Origin of the sequence: Pseudonocardia sp. NPDC049635 (genome assembly GCF_040659795.1) — a bacterium.
GTDB lineage: Bacteria > Actinomycetota > Actinomycetes > Mycobacteriales > Pseudonocardiaceae > Pseudonocardia.
In genome coordinates this window covers 1-19,488 of the sequence record NZ_JBFAON010000002.1, presented here as the reverse complement: position 1 = coordinate 19,488, position 19,488 = coordinate 1, and the positions used below count along the sequence as shown (strand labels likewise).

Below are 19,488 nucleotides of genomic sequence, written 5' to 3'. Positions count from 1 at the left end.
GTGGGCGGGCGGCGGCGCCCGCCCACCGGGTGTCAGCGGTTGTCGAGCCGGTCCGGGATGACCAGGTGCAGGAAGAACGACACGATCGACACGATGATGGCGCCCCAGAAGGCCGCCCAGAACCCGTCGACGACGAACGGCAGGTTCAGCACCCCGGACAGCCAGCCCGTCAGCATGAACATCAGCGCGTTCACGACCAGCCCGAACAGGCCCAGCGTGAGGATGTAGAGCGGGCAACCGATCGTCGCCACGATCGGCTTGACCACCGCGTTCACCACACCGAACAGCAGGGCCACCCCGAGCAGCGTCCCGATCCGGGCGCCGGTCGTCCCGGTGGCCAGGTCGATGCCGCTGACCAGCACGGTCGCCACCCAGAGCGAGGCCGCGACGACCACCGTCCGGATGGCGAACGCGAGCGCGGGCGGAGCCGGTTGCATCAGTCGATCACCGCCTGCTGGACCAGCGTCTGGAGCTGGGAACGGATCGGGTAGGTGCTGGACGGGACGAGCTGGGTGAAGAAGAGCGCGACGACGTCGTCGACCGGGTCCACCCAGAACGCCGTCGAGGCGAGCCCGCCCCAGGCGAACGTGCCCTCGTTGGCCAGCTGTTTGGTGGCCGGGCCGTCGATCACGACCGAGAACCCGAGACCGAACCCGACGCCGGCGAACGCCGACTCGGAGAAGATCGGCCGGCCGACGGTCTCCAGGTCCCCGCCGCCGGGCAGGTGGTTGCGGGTGGCGCGGGCCAGTGTCCGCGGCCCGAGGATCCGGGCGCCGTCGAGCTCGCCGCCGCGGGCGAGCATGCGGGCGAACCGGAGGTAGTCCCCGGCGGTCGACAGCAGGCCACCGCCGCCGGAGAGGTAGCTCGGTTCGCGGGTCGCCGCGCGCGCCAGCACCTTGTTGACGACCAGGCCGCCGTCCGGGCGGGCGTTGTAGAGGGTGGCGAGCCGCGCCGCCTCCGGCGAGTCCGGCGAGACCCAGAACGTCGTGTCGGTCATCCCGAGCGGGTCGAGGATCTCGGCGCGCAGGAACTCGTCGAGCCGCCGCCCGGAGGCGACCTCGACGACCCGGCCGAGCACGTCGGTCGCCACCGAGTAGTTCCACTCGGTGCCCGGCTGGAACAGCAGCGGGAACGACGCGAACTGCTCGGCCGCCCGCGCCAGGTCGACACCCTCGGGGGCGCCGAACTCGTACCCCTTGGACCGGTACATCTCGTCCACCGGGTGCGCGTGGTGGAAACCGTAGGTGAGACCTGCGGTGTGGGTCAGCAGGTGGTGCACGCGGACCGGCTCCAGGGCGGCGTCGGTGCCCGGGTTCAGGGCGGAACCGCCGCGGTAGACCCGCTGGTCGGCGAACGCCGGGATGTAGCGCGACACCGGGTCGGTGAGTTCGAGCGCGCCCCGCTCCCACAGCATCAGGGCCGCGACCGACGTGATCGGCTTGGTCATCGAGTAGATGCGCCAGATCGTGTCGTCGGTGACCGGGAGCCCGGCCTCGACGTCACGCCGGCCGTGGTGAGACAGGTGTACCAGCCGGTCCCCCCTGGCGACCGCGATGGTCCAGCCGGGGAGCCTGCCGTCGTCGACGTAGCGGCGGAAGTGCGTGTCGATCCGGGCTAGCCGGGCCGCGTCGAGCCCGACCTCCGCCGGATCCGCCTCGATCTTCGGAACGGTCACGGTGCCGAGCCTACCGACCGGGCCCCGCTCGTCACTTCTGATGATCCGGCCGGTCGCACCGTCACCGGTGGCTGCCCCGGTCGTCGTACCGGTCGTGCCCGGCGCCGCGCCGGGCGGGCGCGGCCTCGGGGGTCGCCGTCACGTCGTGGCCGGTCCGACTGGGGAGCCGGGTCCGGCCACGACGCCCCCGCCGGGGGCGTCGCCGCCCGGTCAGCCGGGCAGGATCTGGTAGCGGGCCAGCCGGTGCCCGCGCAGCGCGGGGGTGGCGCGCAGCGCGGTCGCGAGCGCCCGGGTGGTCCGCGGCAGCCGCCCGGCGACATCGGCGGGCGGATCGGCCACTCCGCACGCGTCGAGCAGGCGCAGCCCCCACGGCTCCAGCTCGCGCGGGTCCTCGCAGGTCCAGTCCACCTCCAGGGCGCGCAGCGGCCCGCTGCCCAGCCGTGCCGCCGCGGCCCGCGACAGCACGTCGGTGACCAGCTCCGCGCCGGGCAGCATCCGGCCCGCGGTGAACACCAGCCGCTGCACACCCTGTTCCGGGAGCAGCGAGAGGACCTGGTCGGACACCACCAGGTGCGGGCCGGGCAGGTCACCCGCCAGCTCCAGCCAGTCCTCGTCGAGTGCCGATCCGGCCACCAGGTGCGCCGGGCCGGGCAGCAGCTCGCGGCGCAGGTCCGCGACGGCGGGGAGCTCCACGTCGATCCAGTGCGCGGGGCCAGCGGTGCCGAGCCGGCCCGCCCGGGAGTCCAGTCCCGGGCCGAGCTCCACCACCGTGCCCGACGGGTTCCGGCGCGCGAACTCCCGGACCCAGTGGTCGAGCACGGCGGCGCGCAGCAGCGTGCACAGCGCGTCCGTGCGCCCCGGCGCCGCCCCCAGATCGAGATCGTCGGCCAGGCCTGCGGCCGCCGGATCGTCCGCCAGCGGACGTCGTCGACGGGCGTCGCGGGCGCGGGCGTGTGCGGCCGGAAGCGACGTCGACTCGATCGCCCCCAACCGCGGCTGACGTCGTTGCGTCACGTTGTACCCCCCTGGTCGCGCGAACCTACTAGGGCCTCGACCCGCCTCCGCCGCGGGGCGGTGGGCGGTGGACGGGCCGCGACCGGTGGCACGCGAACGGTCCCGGCGCGGTCCGCCCGACCCACCGTGCCGACGGGGCGGCAGTGGGGCCGAGGATGGGGTCATGAGCCATCACCCCGTCTCCCCCGGGGCCCACGGCGACACCGAGGTCCTGCGGCTGCTCGCGGCCCGCCGGGCCGCCGGGCGCGGCCCCGGGCGCCACGCCGACGGCCGGCGCCTCGCGCTGGTCGTCGGCGGTGGCGGCATGCGCGGCGCCTACGCGGGCGGAATGGTGCACGCGCTCGCCGATCTCGGTGCGGCCGGGCTGTTCGACGAGGTGTGGGGCAGCTCGGCAGGTGCGTTCGTCGGGACGGCGCTGGTCCTGGGCCACGGTGCGGACGCCGCCCGGATCTTCGGCGACGACATGGCGTGCCGCGAGTTCATCGACCCGCGCCGGTTCGGCACCCGGCGGCCGATGGTGTCGCTGGACCACCTGTTCGACCACATCCTGGTGCGGTCCCGGCCCACCGACTGGTCGTCGCTGGTGACCAGCCCGGTGCCGTTGCGGGTGGTGGTCACCCGGGCCGGTGACCTGACGCCGCACGTGCTGACCGACCTGCCCGACGGGGCCGGGTGGAAGGCCGCGATGCGGGCCACCGCCACGATCCCGCTGCTGGCCGGCCCGCCGGTGCGGATCGGTGACGACGAGTGGATCGACGGCTCGGTCGGTGACCCGCTGCCGGTGGCCAGGGCGCTGCGCGGGGGCGCCACCCATGTGCTCGCCCTGCTGACCCGCACGGCGGACGAGCTGAGTGCCCCGCCCACCGACGCCCGGGTTCCGCTGTGGGCGCGGTCGCTGGACCGGCTCGCGCCGGGCCTGGGCCGGATGGCGCAGGACTCCGCCCGGCACGGTGAGTGCCTGTCGCTGCTGACCGACGCCGCCCACCCCGACCGGGCCGGGGCGCACCTGCTGACGATGACCCCGCACCGCTCGACGGGTGTGCGCGGGCTGACCACGGACCGCGCGAAGGTCACCGCCGCCGCCCGGGTCGGCTACGAGACCGTGCGCGAGGTACTGGAGCGACCTTGCGCCGCGTGAGGGTCACCGATGACTTCGGTGCGCGCGGCCGGTCGTACCCGTGATGCCGGGAACGACGCCGGCGGCGGGAGGAGCAGGTCCGTGCCGGGTTCACCGTCGTTCCGCACGCGGACCGTCACGCTGCCGCCGGGCGGTTCCCGACCGCACCACGAGGACGAGTGGCGGGGAGCGCTGATCGTCGTGGACGCCGGGGTGATCGAGCTGCGCTGCACGGCGGGTGGCCGCAGGCGGTTCGGCGCCGGATCGGTGCTGTGGTTCACGGGCCTGGATCTGGTGCTGGTGCACAACCCGGGCGAGCGGGACGCGGTCTTCCGCGGGATCACCCGCCGGACCGGGTGAGGTCGGGTCAGCCGGCCTCGTCGAGCGGGCGCAGCCAGATCCCGTTACGGGTCGCGACCAGGCCGAGCTCACCGGGGTCGGCGACGCAGGCGCCGCGCGGCCGGTGGATGTCCCACAGCTCCGCGTCGTCGAACACGGCACCGCAGCCGCCGAAACGGCTGCAGCAGTGGGCCCGGTCCGCCCCGACCCATTCCCGATCACAACACACCATCCGCAGCACCTGCACCCGGCGGAGGTTACGCGGGGTGACCGACGGTTCCCGACGTGCGCCGCGGACGTGTCGATCACCGGTCGGACGCGAGCAGCTCGTACCAGACGCCGTCGGACACGATCTCGCCGTCGGGGCCGCAGACACCGGAGGACCGGAAGGTCCCGACGCGCCGGAACCCGGCCCGCTCGGCCACCCGCCGGCTCGCGCTGTTGCCGGCGGAGGTGCCCAGGGCCAGCCGGTTCCTGCCCAGCCCGCCCGCCGCGACCGGGGCGAAGACGTGCGCGACCACCCGCCGCAGCGCCGCCGAGACGTGGCCGCGGCCACGGGCGTCCGGATGGGCGCGGTAGCCGATCTCACCACCCGTCGGCGCGTAGGATCGGTCCATCCCGGACACGGTGACCGTGCCGAGGTAGTGGTCGTCGTCGCGGGCGGCGATCACCCAGGTCACCGCCGCGCCGAGGGACCGGGCCAGCTCGGTGTCGCACAGGTGGGCGCGGGCGTCGTCGACCGTGCAGCGACGCGGCAGCGTGGCGTCCCACCAACGGCTCACCGGGTCGTCACGGGCCTCCGCGTGACGGGCCGCATCGGACTCCGAGGCCGGACGCAACCGGATCGGCCCGTGCTCCAGGACCGGTACCGGCCACCAGGTGGTGCACGGCACCCGCGACGCCACCGACGCCGCGGGATCCGGCAGCAGCACGGCCGTCCAGGCGTCGACCAGCCCACCGGCGGCGGGCAGCGCGCGGGTACGGACCCCGTCGAAGGCGAACCCGCAGGCGTGCGCCACCCGCCAGGACGCGAGGTGCCCGGCCCGGCACTCCCAGTGCAACACCGCGAACCCGGCCACCGAGAACCCCCAGTCGGCGGCCAGGCGCAGCGCCCGGCTCATCCGGCCCGCGCCGCGGGCCCACGGCGCGAGCAGGTAGCCCACGCTCGGCGGCGGCCCCGGACGCAGGTCGATCTGCCCGGCATATCGCGGACACCCGTCGGGCCCGCGAGCGGCGACCGCCCAGCCGAAGCCGCGGCCGGTCGACCAGTTCTCCGCGACCCGCTCGGTCCACCGGCGGGCGTCGGCGGCACCCAGGTGCGGACCGAGCGAGGTCCATCGCCGGGTCCCGGCGTCCCGGTACACCGCGGCGATCTCGGCCACATCGGACTCCACGAACCCGCGCAGGGTGACGACGCCGTCGTCGAGCACGGGTGGGACGGCCGGAACAGGAGGAGCCACCCGGACTGGCTACCGTCACCGGCCGGGCCCGGCAACCGGGTTCTCCTACGATCGACCCGGTCCCGCGGCCGCGCGGGACCGGAGGGGGAGGTGGCGATGGTCGGGCTCGTGGAGCGCCTCGTCGACCGGCGGCTGGGTTTCAGCGAGCCCGCGGTGCCGTACGTCCGGGAGCGTGACCTGCGCGTCCCGGTGTCCGACGGGGTGGTGCTGCTGGCCGACCTCTACCGGCGTCCCGGACCCGTGCAGCCGCGCCCGACCGTGCTGATGCGCACGCCCTACGGCCGCGAGGGCCTCGGTTCGCTGATCGCCTCGCTGCTGGCCCGCCGCGGCTTCCAGGTGGTGGTGCAGAGCACCCGCGGGACGTTCGGCTCCGGCGGGCAGTTCCGGCCGTTCCTGCACGAGAGCCCGGACGGCCTGGACACACTGGACTGGGTCCGGGCCCAGCCGTGGTGCGACGGCCGGGTCTCGATGGTCGGCCCCAGCTATGTGGGTCACACCCAGTGGGCGATCGCCCCCTACGCCGACCCCGGCCTGTGCTCGATGAACGCCGACATCACCGCGTCCGAGTTCACCAGCACCTTCTACCCGGGCGGCGCCCCCGGACTGCTGAACCTGGCCGGCTGGGTGAACCAGATCGGGCGCCAGGAGCGGATCGGGGCCGTCACCGGGTACCTGGCCACGCCGGTGTTCAGCAGGCGCAAGCGGCGGGCGGTGGCCTCGCTGCCGCTGCAGGCCGCCGACGTCGCGCTGACCGGCGCTCCGGTGGTGTTCTGGCGGGACTTCGTCGAGCACGCCGAGCAGCCCAGGGAGTTCTGGGCACCGGCCGAGCACGACGGGTTCGACGCCGCGGCGATGCCCCCGGTCTGCATGGTCACCGGCTGGTGGGACCTGTTCCTGGACCGCCAGCTGGTCGACTTCACCGCGCTGCAGCGTGGTGGCGCGACCGCCCGCCTCACGATCGGCCCGTGGACCCACGGCGACACCGGTTCGCTGCCCACGCTCGCGCACGAGATGGTGCACTGGCTGGGGCGGCACCTGCACGACGGCGCGGACGACGGCCGGGCACCGGTGCGCGTCTACGTCCAGCACGCCGACCGGTGGACCGATCTGCCGTGCTGGCCGCCGCCCGACGCGCAGCCCAGCGAGTGGTACCTCGCCCCGGGCGGGCGGCTCAGCCCCGAGGCGCCGGGTTCCGCCGCCGCAGCTGCCTCCTGCGACTCGTTCGTCTACGACCCGGCGGACCCGACGCCGTCGGTCGGCGGGCCGATGCTGCAACCGCCGTCGAAACAGCACGACAACCGGGACGTCGAAGCCCGCGACGACGTGCTCGTCTACACCGGACCGCCGCAGGAGACCGACCTCGATCTGCTCGGCCAGGTCTCGGCGGTGGTGTACGTGCGGACCGCGGCCGAGGGCACCGGCGCCGCGGAAGGGGACGTGTTCGTACGGGTCTGCGACGTCGCCCCGGACGGGACCTCGCTCAACGTCACCGACGCGATGCACCGGCTCGTCCCGGGCCGGGAGGCGACCGCGCCGGACGGCACCACGGTCGTCCGGCTGGCGCTGAGCCCGACCGGGTACCGGGTGCGGGCCGGGCACCGGATCCGGGTGCAGGTCGCCGGGGCCGCGTTCCCCCGGTTCGCCCGCAACCACGGCACCGGTGAGCGGATGTCCACCGCGGTCACCGGCAGGCGGATCCGCTACGAGGTGCTGCACGGGCCGGACCATCCGTCACACGTCGTGCTGCCGCACCACCCCTGAGCGGAGCGGACATGGCGTTGCGCGTGGTGGCGGCCGAGGACAGCTACCTCATCCGGGAGGGGCTGGCGGCGCTGCTGCGGGCCGATCCCGACCTCGACCTGGTCGCCCGGGTGCCGACGCTGCCCGAGCTGCAGCGGGCCGTCGCCGAGCACGACCCGGACGTGGTGGTGACCGACGTCCGGATGCCGCCCGGCCTGGGTGACGAGGGCATCCGGGCGGCCGAGGAGCTCGCGACCACGCACCCGTCGACCGGCGTGGTGGTGCTGTCCCAGTACGTCGAGCCGGACTGGGCGCTGCGCCTGTTCGGTCCCGGCGCGTCCGGACGGGCGTATCTGCTGAAGGAGCGGATCGGTGACCTGGACGCGCTGCGGCATGCGATCGTGACGGTCGCCGCAGGCGGCACCGTGCTGGACCCGCAGGTGGTGGAGGCGCTGGTCGGCGCCCGGACCGGCCGCACCGCGTCGCCGCTCGCCGCGCTGACCGGGCGGGAGCGGGAGGTGCTGGAGCTGGTCGCGGAGGGGCTGTCGAACGGCGCGGTCGCCGAGCGGCTGCACCTGGGCGAGCGGGCCGTGGAGAAGCACATCACCGCCGTGTTCACCAAGCTCGGCCTCGACGCCGGCGACGACACCGTGCACCGTCGGGTCCGGGCCGTCCTCGTCTATCTCTCGGCGACCTCCACCTGACGCGGGAGCCGGCCCGTCACCCGGGTGCCCGCCCCCGCGCCGCTCTCGACCCGAACGGTGCCGCCGAGCGCCGCGACCCGGTCGGTGATGTTCGCCAGGCCGGCACCCGGTCCGGCCCGGCCGGGTTCGAACCCGGCCCCGTCGTCGGTGACGGTGAACGACGCCGCGGTGCCCCGTACCGCCAGCTCCACCGTGATCGTCGACGCCGCCGCGTGCCGGACGGCGTTGTGCACGGCCTCCAGGCAGCTGAAGTAGATCGCGGTCTCCACCGCGGCCGGGTGCCTGCCGAAACCCTCGGCGCGGACGGTGACCGGGACCGGCAGGGCCCGGGTGGCGGCCCGCAGCGCGGCTCCGGCCCCGTCCTCGTCGAGCAGCGGGGGCCGCAGCCCCCTGGCTAGGTCGCGCAGGTTGCGCACGACGGCGTCCACCTCGGCCCCGAGCTCGGCCAGCCGGGGATCGGCGCCGCTCTCGGCGACCAGCCCGCCGATCCGCATGCGCAGCGCGACCAGCCGGGCCTGGGCGCCGTCGTGCAGGTCCCGCTCGACGGCGCGGCGGGCCTCGTCGTGCGCGGTGACCAGCCGCCGCCGGGACTCCTCGAGCTCGGCCAGCCTGCTGGTCAGCTCGTCGGCGAGGCGGGCGGTGCGCACCACCGGAGCGAGCGCACGGGCCACGTCGTCCAGCAGCACGGGAGCATCGCGGACCAGGTCGGCGCGGGCCACGGCGAACAGCCGCAGCTCCCCCGGCACCGGGTCGCCAGCGTCGACCGGGGCGCGAAGCTCCGCCGGCCGGGGCGGCGCGACCCCAGCCACCGCGGCCCGCCTGTCCTGCAACCACACCTCGGCGCACGCCGCGCCGGTGCTGCGGACCAGCAGGTTCGCCACCTCGTGGCAGACCTCGGGCAGGCCCGTCGCACCGCCGGAGTGCTCGGCGAGCCGGGACATCACGCCGAGCCGGTCGGTGTCGCGCCGGTACAGCAGCCGGTCGGTCAGCGACCGGGTACGTCGGTGCAGCGGCTCCACCAGCAGCGCCACCACCGCGGCGCCGACGAGGACGGCGAACGACTCGGAGCCGCCGCCGAGGCGGGCCAGCCACCCACCACCGGCCACGACGACGACCAGGTAGACCGTCCCCACCAGGGCGGAGAGCACCAGTGCGGCCGCCGCCCGGCCGAGCACCGGTTCCACCTCGTGCAGCCGGTAGCGGGCCGCGGCGATCCCGTAGCAGACCACCAGCAGGTTGATCAGGACGAGCATCGCCGGGACCCACACCTGCTGCCACGGGTGGGCGAGCACCCCGACCAGCGCGAACAGCACCAGCACCCCGCCGATCACCCGGTACGGGCCCCGGTCGGCTGGGTCGGCCCGGTGCCACCGCACGCCGAGCCCGCCCAACGCGACCAGCGCTGCCACCAGCACCGCGGCACCACCCAGGGCGAACAGCACACCGATGCCGGCGGGGCGGTCGGTCACCGCCCACATCGCGGCGGGCCAGGCGTCCCAGGAGGTCGCGGCGACCAGGAGCGCGCATCCGAGGGCGGCGGCCGGTGCGACGACGCGGCGACCCCACCGGGTCCAGGCGCCGTCCGGGAACAGGGCGGGCAGCGCCGTCACGGTCAGCACGGCGGCCGGGACCCAGAGCCAGTTCGTCGCCCACAGCGGGCCGGTCGCGGCGAGCGGCAGGTCGAACGGCATGAGGTCCTGGGTCAGCGCCACCGTCAGCGGGGCCGTGAACCCGGCCCGGACCAGTGCGGCGTCGGCGATCGCGGCGAGCACCGTGTGGACGGTGTGCAGCGCACCGATCACCATCAGCACCTGGCCGCAGCGGTGCCCGGGGCGCCGCAGCAGCACGAACCGCCCGGTCCACAGGAGCACCACGGCCGACGGCGCGTTGTGCCAGACGAACAGCCCGTAGAGCACCGCGGGGCCGCGGCCCCGCGCGAGCAGGAACGCGACGGCGAGGAACACCACGACGGTCCCGCCGGTCGCGAGGACCGTCGGCAGCCGGGGACGCCCGGTCATCGCTGCGGCGGCAGGGTCATCCGGTGAGTATCGGGCTCCCTGCCACCGCCGGACAGCGGGCGGACCGGCCGCCGCGGGTGCGGCCGGCCGAAGCCGGGCCGGTCGGGTCGCACGCTGGGCGCCACGACAGCACCAGCTGAAGGTGGGACCGGTCCCGGGAGTGGGTCCCGGGGGTGAGGAGATCTGTCGTGACCACCATGACCGAGCGCACCGCGCCGACGACCGGAGAGCGCGTCGCCGGGGTCGCCGTCGTCGCCGGGCCGGTGCTGTTCCTGGCCAGCACCCTGCTCTACCTGTTCCTGGAGAACGGGATCAACAACGGTGTGCTCGGCGGCACCGTCGGCATGTGGTCCTGCTTCGCGATGGCGATCGCGGTGCCGGGCATGTTGCGCGTGCTGGAGCCGGTGGCACCGCGGGCGGCGCCCCGGGTGGCCGCGGTCGCGGCGATCGGCTTCGTCGCCGGGGCCACGTTCAACATCCAGGCGATGTACGAGGCCGGGACCGGTGTGGTCCTGCTCGACCGGCTCGGCGACGGCGTGTCCCCCGTCGCGCTGCTGGCGTTCCTGCCGTGGGGGTGGTTCGCCCCACTGAGCCTGGCCCTGACCGGATGGTTGCTCGTGCGCGCCGGGATCCGTCTGCCGGGTGTGCTGCTGGTGGCGTGCGGGGTGCTGTTCGTGGCCGGCCGGCCCACCACGATCGGGCCGCTCGTGCTCGCCTCGGACCTGCTGATGGTCGCGGCGCTGGCGCCGCTGGGAATCGCGCTGACCCGCGGCCGGTTCCCGTCGGCGGACCGCACCCGCCGCTGAGCCGGAAATGCCGAATTCCCCGCTCCGGTCCGGAACGGGGAATTCGGAATGGCACCGGTGCCGGTCCCGCGAGAGACGGCTCGCGGAACCGGCGTCGCGGGACCCGCAGATCAGTCCTGGATGTTGGTCTGCGAGGCCGAGCCCGGGGAGCACTCGGAGGCGTGCGGCGCGTCCGCACCGTTGGTGGCCGGGCCACCCAGGATGCCGAGCACGCTGGCGGCGATGTCGGCGCTGTTCAGGGTGCAGGACAGCACGTTCGCGTTGTTCAGGGCGTTGATGTCGCCCACGTTGATCAGGCCACCCTGCTCCGAGGTACGAGCCTGGTCGAGGTTGTTGACCTGGTCGGCGTTGACGACGGTCCGGTCGCCGTGCTTGTGGCCGCGGTCGTAGCCACCGTCGCCGGCGAACGCCAGCGGCGAGACGGCGAGCAGCCCGGCGGTGACGCCGGCGGTGACGATTCCAGCCTTCTTCAGCACAGTTAGTTCTCCGTTGTGTACGGGGTCCGTGTCGGACCGGCGTGTTCGGCATGGGTTCGGGAGCCCTGCCGATGCACAGAACGCTATCCGGTCCGTCCCCGATCCAACGAATTCCTTACCACTATCGGACCACAGGCATTACTTTCAGCGAGGATACTGCTCTTTTCCGGCACCTCGATCGCCGACATTTCGTCGCTTCCGGCGGAACTTCGCGACGGAGCGTCACCGGACGGAACCCGAACGGACGCGTATCCTTTGCCCGCGACACGCACCGTGATCGACCCGCTGTCACGGCCGGCCGGCCCGGACACCTGGTCGCGACGACACCCGCCACCACCGGACCACTGCGGGACGCAACGGATCGTCACATCCGTCGCGCTCGGCACGACCGACGGTCACACCCATGAACCGCGGGCGACGTCGGGGGACCCGTCACCGGCGCGGCCCTGGGCACCCCCGCCCCGTTCGTGCTGTACTCGGCCTCCGGTCGCGGCACCCCGTCCGGTGGCCGCACCGGACGGGAGTTCGCGGCGCCGGGCGGGGCGGAGGACGAGCTGACATGACGCGGCGCAGGGCCACGCTCGGCGGGCACACCTACGAGTTCGGGAACCTGGCGGCCCTGCTGGGCGCGGCGACGCCGGAACGTTCCGGGGACGTACTCGCCGGAGTCGCCGCGTCGTCGGAGCAGGAGCGGGTCGCCGCCCAGGGCCTGCTCGCCGACGTGGAGCTGGCGACGTTCCTGACCGAGCACGTCGTGCCCTACGACACCGACGACGTCACCCGGCTCATCGTCGACTCGCACTCGCCCGAGGCGTTCGCACCGGTCTCGTCGATGACCGTCGGCGAGTTCCGCGAGCACCTGCTCTCGCCGTCCACCGACATCCCCGCGCTGGCCCCGGGCCTGACCCCGGAGATGGTGGCCGCCACCGCGAAGCTGATGCGGTTGCAGGACCTGATCGCGGTCGGGCGCCGCGCCCCGGTGGTGACCGCGTTCCGCTCCACCGTGGGGGCCCCGGGGACACTGGCGACCCGGTTGCAGCCCAACCACCCGACCGACGACCCGGCCGGGGTGACCGCGTCCATCGTGGACGGTCTGCTGCTCGGCTGCGGTGACGCGGTGATCGGGATCAACCCGGCCACCGACTCACCGCAGCGCACCACGGAGCTGCTGCACCTGATCGACGAGGTGCGCGACCGCTACGAGATCCCCACCCAGTCCTGCGTGCTCGCACACGTCACGACGTCGATCGAGATCATGGAGCGCGGCGCCCCGGTGGACCTGGTGTTCCAGTCGATCGCCGGGACGCAGGCCGCCAACGAGGGGTTCGGCGTCACCCTGGAGCTGCTCGCGCAGGCCCACGAGGCGGCGCTGTCGCTGGACCGTGGCACCGTCGGCAGCAACTGCATGTACTTCGAGACCGGCCAGGGCAGCGCGCTGTCCTCCGGCGCCCACCACGGTGTGGACCAGCAGACCCTGGAGGCGCGCGCCTACGCCGTCGCCCGGGAGTTCGATCCGCTGCTGGTCAACACCGTGGTCGGGTTCATCGGGCCGGAGTACCTGCGGGACGGCAAGCAGATCACCCGGGCCGGCCTGGAGGACCACGTCTGCGGGAAGCTGCTGGGCGTCCCCATGGGGGTCGACGTCTGCTACACCAACCATGCCGAGGCCGACGCCGACGACACCGACGCGCTGCTCACCCTGCTCGGTGCCGCCGGGTGTTCGTTCGTGATCTGCGTGCCCGGCGGGGACGACGTGATGCTGCACTACCAGTCGCTGTCGTTCCACGACGCGCTCTACGCCCGCCAGGTGCTCGGGCTGCGACCGGCGCCGGAGTTCGAACAGTGGCTGACCACGATGGACATGCTCGCCCCGGACGGGCGGGTGCGCGAGCTGCCCGGTTCCGCGATCCGGGCGTTGACGGCGGGTGTGCGATGAGCGGGACCGATCCGCTCGACGTGCTGCGCGCCTCCACCCGCGCCCGGGTCGCGCTGGGCCGGGCCGGGGACGCGCTGCCCACCGCCCGGCTGCTGGAGCTGCGGGCCGCGCACGCCGCCGCCCGGGACGCGGTGCACTCGCCGCTGGACGTCGACGCGCTCACCGGTGACATCGCCGCGCTCGGGGTGGACACGCTGCGCGTCGCGGGCGCTCCGCGGGACCGCGCCGAGTACCTGACCCGGCCCGATCTCGGCCGGCTGCTCACCGCGGGGACCGAGCTGCCCGCCGGTGAGCACGACGTCGTGCTGGTCGTCGCCGACGGGCTCTCGCCGCGCGCGGTGCAGGAGCACGCGCCGGGGATGCTCGCCGAGATCCAGGCCCGGCTGGACGGCTGGCGGGTCGCGCCGGTCGTCGTCGCCACCCAGGCCAGGGTGGCGCTGGGCGACGAGATCGCGGCCGCCCTCGGCGCGCGCAGCACCGTGGTGCTGATCGGGGAACGGCCCGGGATGAGCTCGGTCGACTCGCTCGGTGTCTACTTCACCTACGACGCCCGTCGCGGCTGCCGCGACTCCGAACGCAACTGCCTGTCCAACATCCGGCCGCCGCACGGCACCGGGTATGCGGCCGCGGCGACGACGCTGGCGATGCTGATGAGCGAGGCGAGACGGCTCAAGCTGTCCGGTGTGGCGTTGAAGGCGGACCCGGCGCTACCGGCCGGTTGAGGAACCGGCCGGTCACGAAAGCGGCGAATGAACCGTCCCGCCGTGCGTCAGCCGCGGAGCTCCGCGAAGTCCTCGTCCAGCTCGGCGAGCGAGCTCGCGACGTGCTCGCGACGCTGCGCGATCCACTCGTCCTGCGCGGTCAGCCGCTCCCGCGCCTGCGCGATCATCCGCTCCACCTCGGCGGGCTGCGACCCACCGGACGTCGTCCGGCCGTTCACGATCGCGACCGGGTCGAGCGCCGCCCGGAACTCGGCCTCGGTCAGCGGCAGCTCCTGCGGGTGGTCCGTCCCGGCGACGGCCTCGGCGTAGATGCGCTGGGCGTCGGCGTAGGGGAACTCCAGCGGACCGATGTTCTTCGACCGGGCGACGGTGACGATCTCCGACGCGACGTGGTGGCCCTCGCGGAACGGCAGCCCGTGGTCGCGCATGAGGATGTCGGCGACCTCCTGGGACGCCGTCCAGTCGCTGTTGACCTCCTCCAGCGCCCGCTCGGGGTTGACGACGAGCGCCTTCAGTACCTCGTCGAGGCCGGCGAGTGCCGCGATCCCGGCGTCGACCACCTCGGTGTTGTTGTCGACCTCCTTCGGGTCGGGCATGCCGGGGGTGATGTTGTGGGTCTGGAAGACCGGGCCCTGGGCGAGCGCGAGGGCCTGCGAGGCGTCGCTGCGGGTGTCGTTCAGCAGGCCGGGGTTGCGCTTCTGCGGCATCGCCGAGGAGACGAACGTGTTCCCCTCGCCCTCCTCCAGCAGGATCCACGGCCGGGTCTGCGCGTACTGGGTGAGGACGTCCTCGACGAAGTTCCCGCTGTGCAGTGCCACCGAGGTGACGATCGAGCCGACCTCGACGGGGTGCTCCATCGAGGAGATCTGGGAGGCGTCGTAGGCGTTGTCGACGAGTGCGCCGAAGCCGAGGTAGTCGGCCATCCGCTGCCGGTCCAGCGGCCAGCCCGTGCCGTTGAGGACGGTGGTCCCCATCGCGGAGCGGTCGACGCGGGCGTAGGCCTCGCGGATCCGCTGGGCGTCCCGGTCGAAGCCTGCGGCGTGGCCGAGCAGCTGGTGGGCGTAGCTGTTCGGCTGGGCGGCGACGCCGTTGGTGTAGTTCGGCACGATCGTCGCCGTGTGGTTCGCGGCGAGCTCCACCAGCGTGCGCGACGTGGTGTTCAGCTGTTCGGCGAGCTCCAGCAGCTTCTCCCGCAGGATCGCGGCCCGGTAGGTGGCGTGCATGTCCTGGCTGGACCGGCCGGCGTGCAGCAGCGTGACGTCGGTGGAGCCGGCCTCGATGAGCAGCGGCTCGAAGCCCACGACGGTCGACGGACGCTCGGCGCCCGGCGCGGCGCCGTCGTCGATCACCTTCTGCAGGGCGGCGGCGATGCCCGGCACCATCACCGGGTCCAGCAGCCCCTCCTCGCTGTTGATGACGGTGGTCGCCTTGTTGATCTCGGCGAGCCAGAAGAACTCGTCCCGGACCTGCTCGTCCTGCTCCTGCCGGGCGACCGGCCCGACGGGGCGGTACCCGTGATCCGGAGCGGAGGCCGCACCGGTCGACAGCAGGATCAGGATCGCCGTCGTCGGTACGGCGAACCATCGCGTTCGGACCCATGCGGAGTGGGTGGACGTCCTCGTCACTGAGAATCCTCTCGTCATGTCGTCACCGGTCACCGCCGGATTCGCCTCCCGGGTGACGACCCGTGGGGAGAATCCCGGCCAGGGGCGGCTCCTTCCATCGGACGGCGGAATTCTTGGGACTCGCTTGGGATTGGCACCCGGTCTCTCGAATCCGGGGCCCGGGCCGGGGACGATGGTGCGCATGATCCGCTCTCATGTCGTCACCGGTGCCGGCCGCGAATCTCGCACCGGTCGTCGTGGGCTCGTCGGTCGCGGTGCGCCACTTCCGCGCGCACGCCACGTCCGGCTCGATCGTGAACGTGTCGAGCCACCAGGCCCGACGTGCGGTCCGCGGGGCGCTCCCCTACGCCACCGCGAAGGCAGCGATCGAGGGCCTGACCCGGGCCACCGCGGTGGACCACGGCCCGGACGGCATCCGGGTCAACGCGGTCGCACCGGGCTCGGTCACCACCGACCGCTACGAGGCACTGCTCGCCGAACGGGGTGCCGACGCCGCAGCCCGGACACGAGCGGAGATGGCCGAGATCCACCCGCTGGGCCGGGTCGGGCGGCCCGACGAGGTGGCGGCCGTGATCGCCTACCTGCTGTCCGACGCAGCCGGTTTCGTCACCGGAGCCGTGCTGCCGGTCGACGGGGGCCGGGCCGCCCGGGGCCAGGACCCCGAGCAGGCCCGTCTCGGGCCCACCGGCACCCAGGTCGATCCGCGGCCCCGATCAACCCCGGACGAGCGACGCGAGCGATGAGGGAACGACGACGCGCGGCACGGACCCACCGGCCTTCGGCCCGGGGCAGCAGCGGGTCCGCGGGTGGCCGACGGTCGTCACCTTGTCGATCACGAGGTGTCCCGCGCGGGTCGGATGGTGCCGGTGACGACGGCGGGGATCCGGCCGCTCACGCCGCTCACGAGACAGGCCCCCGTCCCGACCATGACCACGCATAGGCGGGGTCCTCGGCCGCCAGGCCCCCCTCACCGAGCTCCAGTGGCCGGAACGTGTCGACCATGACCGCGAGCTCGTCGAAGAACTCCGCACCCAGCGAGCGCTCGATCGCGCCCGGCTGCGGGCCGTGGCTGTGGCCGCCCGGGTGCAGGCTGACCGAGCCCTGCGCGATGCCCGAGCCCTTGCGTGCCTCGTAGTTCCCACCGCAGTAGAACATGACCTCGTCGGAGTCCACGTTGGCGTGGTAGTAGGGCACCGGGACCGACAGCGGGTGGTAGTCCACCTTGCGCGGCACGAAGTTGCAGATCACGAAGTTGTCGCCCTCGAACACCTGGTGCACGGGCGGCGGCTGGTGCACGCGTCCGGTGATCGGTTCGAAGTCGGCGATGTTGAAGGTGTGCGGGTAGAGGCAGCCGTCCCAACCGACCACGTCGAACGGGTGGGTCGGGTAGACGTAGCGGGTGCCGGTGATCCCTCGCGATCCGCGGTGCTTCACCAGGACCTCGACGTCGGTGCCCTCGACCAGGAAGGGCTCGGTGGGGCCGTGCAGGTCCCGCTCGCAGTAGGGAGCGTGCTCGAGGAGCTGCCCGTAGCGCGACAGGTACCGCTTGGGCGGGGCGATGTGTGAGCTCGCCTCGATCACGTAGGCGCGCAACGGGCCCGGCCCGACGGGGAGCCAACGGTGGGTCGTCGCCCGCGGAAGCAGCACGTAGTCGCCCTGCGCCGCGGCCAGCACGCCGAACACCGTCTCGACGGTGGCCGAACCGGACTCGATGTAGACGCACTCGTCGCCGATCGCGTTGCGGTACAGCGGTGACGACTCGCCGGCGACGACGTAGGAGATCCGCACGTCGCCGTTGCCCAGCACGAGCCTGCGGCCGGTGACCACGTCCACCGCCGTCCAGTCCTCGCTGCCGAGCCGGTGGAGCTGCAGATGGCGCGGCAGCAGCGGATGGTTCTCGGTCAGGGTCTGGTCGGGCAGCTCCCAGGGCGTGGCGTCGACGATCGCCGACGGTATGCCGATGTGGTAGAGCAGCGAGGAGTCGGAGGAGAACCCCTCCTCCCCCATCAGCTCCTCGTAGTGCAGGCCGCCTTCGGCCCGCCGGTGCTGGGTGTGCCGCTTGGGCGGGACGCTACCCACCCGCGTGTAGTGCGCCATCGTGGTTCTCCTCCCGGATGCCGTGGGGGGTCGTGGTCCGTGCGGTGGCGCGGTGCAGCGCCGTGGTGATCTCGTCGATGGTCGGTTCGGTCAGGACCGCGGCGACGTGGGCGTCCGGCCGGACCAGCCAGACCTCTCGGGCACGCGCGTCCAGCGCGCCCGTCAGGGTGCCGTCCGGGTCGAGCTCGGCGAGCCCGAGGACGCGGACGGGCCCGGGCAGGGCCGAGGCCGCCGTCCGTGCGGTGTCGAGGTCGGCACCGTCGGTGGTGAGCAGCATGAAGCCGTCGCGGGCCAGGCCGCGGATCCGCCCGACGCCACTGCCCGGGGTGGTGATCGGGGCATCGGGCAACAGCACGCCGGGTCCTGCCGAGGGCACCTGACCCCGCGGCGGACGCCCGGCGAAGGGGCGCTCGGCGGCCGGGGTGGTCAGCTCGGAGTCGACGTACCAGAACGGCTCCGCCAGCCGGCCCGAGTCCACCCTGGCCCGGGCGTCCGGATCGGTGCCGGCCGCGGCCAGCACCTCCGCGCGGTGGCGGGCCTGCTGCTCGTCCTGCGGCACGAGGAAGTCCATCGTCGCCGTGGTGACCGCGATGTTCTCCACGGCGGCGGCGTGCCGCTCGGTGTGGTAGCTCTCCAGCAGGTCGGCGGGCGCCCAGCCGTGACCGACGTAGGCGATCTTCCACGCCGCGTTCTCGGCGTCCCCCACCCCGGAGTTCAGGCCCCGCGCGCCGAAGGGTGACACCAGGTGGGCCGCGTCCCCCGCGATCAGGATCCGGTCGCACCGCATGCGGTCGACGACGCGGGAGTGGAAGCGGTACACCGACTTCCACACGATCTCGTAGTCCCGCTCGCCGATGATCGCCCGGATCCGGGCGTCGAGGTCTCCGGAGATCACCTCGGCGTCGAGGTCGTAACCCGCCGGGACCTGCCAGTCGATCCGGAAGGTCGAGTCCGGGCACGGGTGGATCAGGACCTGACGGCCGGGATTCCACTCCGGATCGAAGTAGAACCGTCGCTCGGTGGCCCATCCGGGGAGGTCGGCGCGGATGTCGCAGATCAGGAACCGGTCGTCGAAGGTGCGTCCGTGGAAGCCCACACCGAGCAGCGACCGCAGCTCGTCGCTGCGCGCCCCACCGCACGCGACGAGGTACGGCGCGCGCACCTCGACCGAGCCGTTCCCGGAGTCACACCGCAGCACGACCTGTTCGTCGTCCTGGACGACGTGGACGACCTTGTGGCCCCACCGGACGTCGATCAACGGCTCGGCCGCGATGTGCTCGTCGAGGATCTGCTCGGTGCGCGTCTGAGAGATGTTGACGAACGGGGGGAACGCGGAGCGGCCCGCCTCCGCGAACTCGATCGCGAACAGCTCGTGGTCGCGGTGGAACGTGCGGGCCGTGGTCCAGGTGACCCCCTCGTCCGCGATCCGCCGACCCGCGCCCACGGCGTCCCAGATGTCGAGGACGTCGCGTTGCTGGCAGATGGCCTTGGACCCGATGGGGTCGCGCGCGGGGCGCTGGTCGAGAACGACGGTCGGCACGCCCCAGCGCGCCAGGAGCAGGGCGGTGGTCTGTCCGACGGGCCCGGCACCGAGCACCGCGACCGGGCCGTGCGGCCAGGTGAGGGACATCGTGACTCCTGTCCTCGGGGGTGGTCGGCGGCTCAGCCTGAATCCACCGATAGTTCGGGCTGTGTCGGCGTGGTGACGGGAAGAGGGTGCTCCTGAGCAGGACGATTGCGGTTCTCACGCCAGCAACGT

18 protein-coding genes are annotated in these 19,488 nt (G+C 73.7%); 8 read left to right on the top strand and 10 right to left on the bottom strand.

Translation table 11 applies throughout. From position 1 onward, the window contains the following. Nucleotides 1-32: 32 nt before the first annotated feature. The 3 genes from AB0J24_RS02730 to AB0J24_RS02720 all read right to left on the bottom strand — a co-directional run bounded on the left by AB0J24_RS02730 (nucleotide 33) and on the right by AB0J24_RS02720 (nucleotide 2,689). A complete protein-coding gene (locus tag AB0J24_RS02730) occupies nucleotides 33-437 on the bottom strand; it encodes a phage holin family protein (RefSeq protein WP_358674449.1) in 405 nt (134 codons plus the stop codon). Further along, nucleotides 437-1,675 carry a serine hydrolase domain-containing protein gene (locus tag AB0J24_RS02725; protein ID WP_358674446.1) on the bottom strand — a complete coding sequence of 413 codons (1,239 nt, stop codon included), beginning with the start codon at nucleotides 1,673-1,675 and terminating at the stop codon, nucleotides 437-439. Before AB0J24_RS02725 ends, AB0J24_RS02730 begins: the two co-directional genes overlap by 1 nt. 210 nt (nucleotides 1,676-1,885) lie before the next feature. Next, on the bottom strand, nucleotides 1,886-2,689 hold the full coding sequence (locus tag AB0J24_RS02720) for a class I SAM-dependent methyltransferase (RefSeq protein WP_358674443.1): 804 nt from the start codon (nucleotides 2,687-2,689) through the stop codon (nucleotides 1,886-1,888). Between the two features lie 163 nt (nucleotides 2,690-2,852). Between AB0J24_RS02720 and AB0J24_RS02715 the strand changes: the two genes are divergently transcribed. Both AB0J24_RS02715 and AB0J24_RS02710 read left to right on the top strand, forming a co-directional pair. Further along, complete coding sequence (locus AB0J24_RS02715) at nucleotides 2,853-3,827, top strand: patatin-like phospholipase family protein (protein ID WP_358674440.1); 975 nt, start codon at nucleotides 2,853-2,855, stop codon at nucleotides 3,825-3,827. A gap of 81 nt (nucleotides 3,828-3,908) precedes the next feature. Next, nucleotides 3,909-4,166 carry a hypothetical protein gene (locus tag AB0J24_RS02710; protein ID WP_358674437.1) on the top strand — a complete coding sequence of 86 codons (258 nt, stop codon included), beginning with the start codon at nucleotides 3,909-3,911 and terminating at the stop codon, nucleotides 4,164-4,166. A 7-nt stretch (nucleotides 4,167-4,173) separates the two neighbouring features. Here the strand turns inward: AB0J24_RS02710 and AB0J24_RS02705 are convergent, their stop codons facing one another. Then, entirely contained in the window at nucleotides 4,174-4,392 is a 219-nt protein-coding gene (locus tag AB0J24_RS02705) for a hypothetical protein (protein ID WP_358674435.1), read from the bottom strand. Between the two features lie 58 nt (nucleotides 4,393-4,450). Then, nucleotides 4,451-5,605 carry a GNAT family protein gene (locus AB0J24_RS02700; RefSeq protein WP_358674432.1) on the bottom strand — a complete coding sequence of 385 codons (1,155 nt, stop codon included), beginning with the start codon at nucleotides 5,603-5,605 and terminating at the stop codon, nucleotides 4,451-4,453. Between the two features lie 96 nt (nucleotides 5,606-5,701). On the opposite strand from AB0J24_RS02700, the gene AB0J24_RS02695 reads away from it, so the two are divergent. Then, nucleotides 5,702-7,366: a CocE/NonD family hydrolase gene (locus AB0J24_RS02695; protein WP_358674429.1), complete on the top strand. Its 1,665-nt coding sequence runs from the start codon at nucleotides 5,702-5,704 to the stop codon at nucleotides 7,364-7,366. An 11-nt stretch (nucleotides 7,367-7,377) separates the two neighbouring features. Next, nucleotides 7,378-8,049 (top strand): response regulator transcription factor, encoded by a 672-nt coding sequence (locus AB0J24_RS02690; protein WP_358674425.1) that lies wholly within the window; start codon nucleotides 7,378-7,380, stop codon nucleotides 8,047-8,049. Here the strand turns inward: AB0J24_RS02690 and AB0J24_RS02685 are convergent. Next, nucleotides 8,025-10,067 (bottom strand): ATP-binding protein, encoded by a 2,043-nt coding sequence (locus tag AB0J24_RS02685; protein ID WP_358674422.1) that lies wholly within the window; start codon nucleotides 10,065-10,067, stop codon nucleotides 8,025-8,027. The two genes, AB0J24_RS02690 and AB0J24_RS02685, sit on opposite strands and share 25 nt — an antisense overlap. A 188-nt stretch (nucleotides 10,068-10,255) precedes the next feature. Here AB0J24_RS02685 and AB0J24_RS02680 point away from each other — a divergent pair, with 188 nt between their 5' ends. Continuing rightward, nucleotides 10,256-10,873, top strand: coding sequence for a hypothetical protein (locus AB0J24_RS02680; protein WP_358674419.1), 618 nt, complete (start codon nucleotides 10,256-10,258; stop codon nucleotides 10,871-10,873). A gap of 110 nt (nucleotides 10,874-10,983) precedes the next feature. Here AB0J24_RS02680 and AB0J24_RS02675 read toward each other — a convergent pair whose 3' ends face one another. After that, nucleotides 10,984-11,349: a hypothetical protein gene (locus tag AB0J24_RS02675; RefSeq protein WP_358674416.1), complete on the bottom strand. Its 366-nt coding sequence runs from the start codon at nucleotides 11,347-11,349 to the stop codon at nucleotides 10,984-10,986. A 559-nt stretch (nucleotides 11,350-11,908) separates the two neighbouring features. Here AB0J24_RS02675 and AB0J24_RS02670 point away from each other — a divergent pair. Together AB0J24_RS02670 and eutC are read left to right on the top strand one after the other, a co-directional pair. Next, nucleotides 11,909-13,285 (top strand): ethanolamine ammonia-lyase subunit EutB, encoded by a 1,377-nt coding sequence (locus AB0J24_RS02670; RefSeq protein ID WP_358674413.1) that lies wholly within the window; start codon nucleotides 11,909-11,911, stop codon nucleotides 13,283-13,285. Beyond that, nucleotides 13,282-14,007 carry an ethanolamine ammonia-lyase subunit EutC gene (gene eutC, locus AB0J24_RS02665; protein WP_358674410.1) on the top strand — a complete coding sequence of 242 codons (726 nt, stop codon included), beginning with the start codon at nucleotides 13,282-13,284 and terminating at the stop codon, nucleotides 14,005-14,007. The genes AB0J24_RS02670 and eutC overlap by 4 nt, the downstream gene beginning before the upstream one ends. 47 nt (nucleotides 14,008-14,054) lie before the next feature. Here eutC and AB0J24_RS02660 read toward each other — a convergent pair whose 3' ends face one another. Beyond that, on the bottom strand, nucleotides 14,055-15,632 hold the full coding sequence (locus AB0J24_RS02660) for an argininosuccinate lyase (protein WP_358674407.1): 1,578 nt from the start codon (nucleotides 15,630-15,632) through the stop codon (nucleotides 14,055-14,057). A 194-nt stretch (nucleotides 15,633-15,826) separates the two neighbouring features. On the opposite strand from AB0J24_RS02660, the gene AB0J24_RS02655 reads away from it, so the two are divergent. Next, the gene (locus tag AB0J24_RS02655) at nucleotides 15,827-16,375 is read left to right on the top strand and encodes an SDR family oxidoreductase (protein ID WP_358674404.1); all 549 of its coding nucleotides are present in this window, start codon (nucleotides 15,827-15,829) and stop codon (nucleotides 16,373-16,375) included. A 157-nt stretch (nucleotides 16,376-16,532) separates the two neighbouring features. Here the strand turns inward: AB0J24_RS02655 and AB0J24_RS02650 are convergent, their stop codons facing one another. Beyond that, nucleotides 16,533-17,729 carry a homogentisate 1,2-dioxygenase domain-containing protein gene (locus tag AB0J24_RS02650; RefSeq protein ID WP_358674401.1) on the bottom strand — a complete coding sequence of 399 codons (1,197 nt, stop codon included), beginning with the start codon at nucleotides 17,727-17,729 and terminating at the stop codon, nucleotides 16,533-16,535. Next, a complete protein-coding gene (locus AB0J24_RS02645) occupies nucleotides 17,704-19,359 on the bottom strand; it encodes an FAD-dependent monooxygenase (protein ID WP_358674398.1) in 1,656 nt (551 codons plus the stop codon). The genes AB0J24_RS02650 and AB0J24_RS02645 overlap by 26 nt, the downstream gene beginning before the upstream one ends. Between the last annotated feature and the right edge of the window lie 129 nt (nucleotides 19,360-19,488).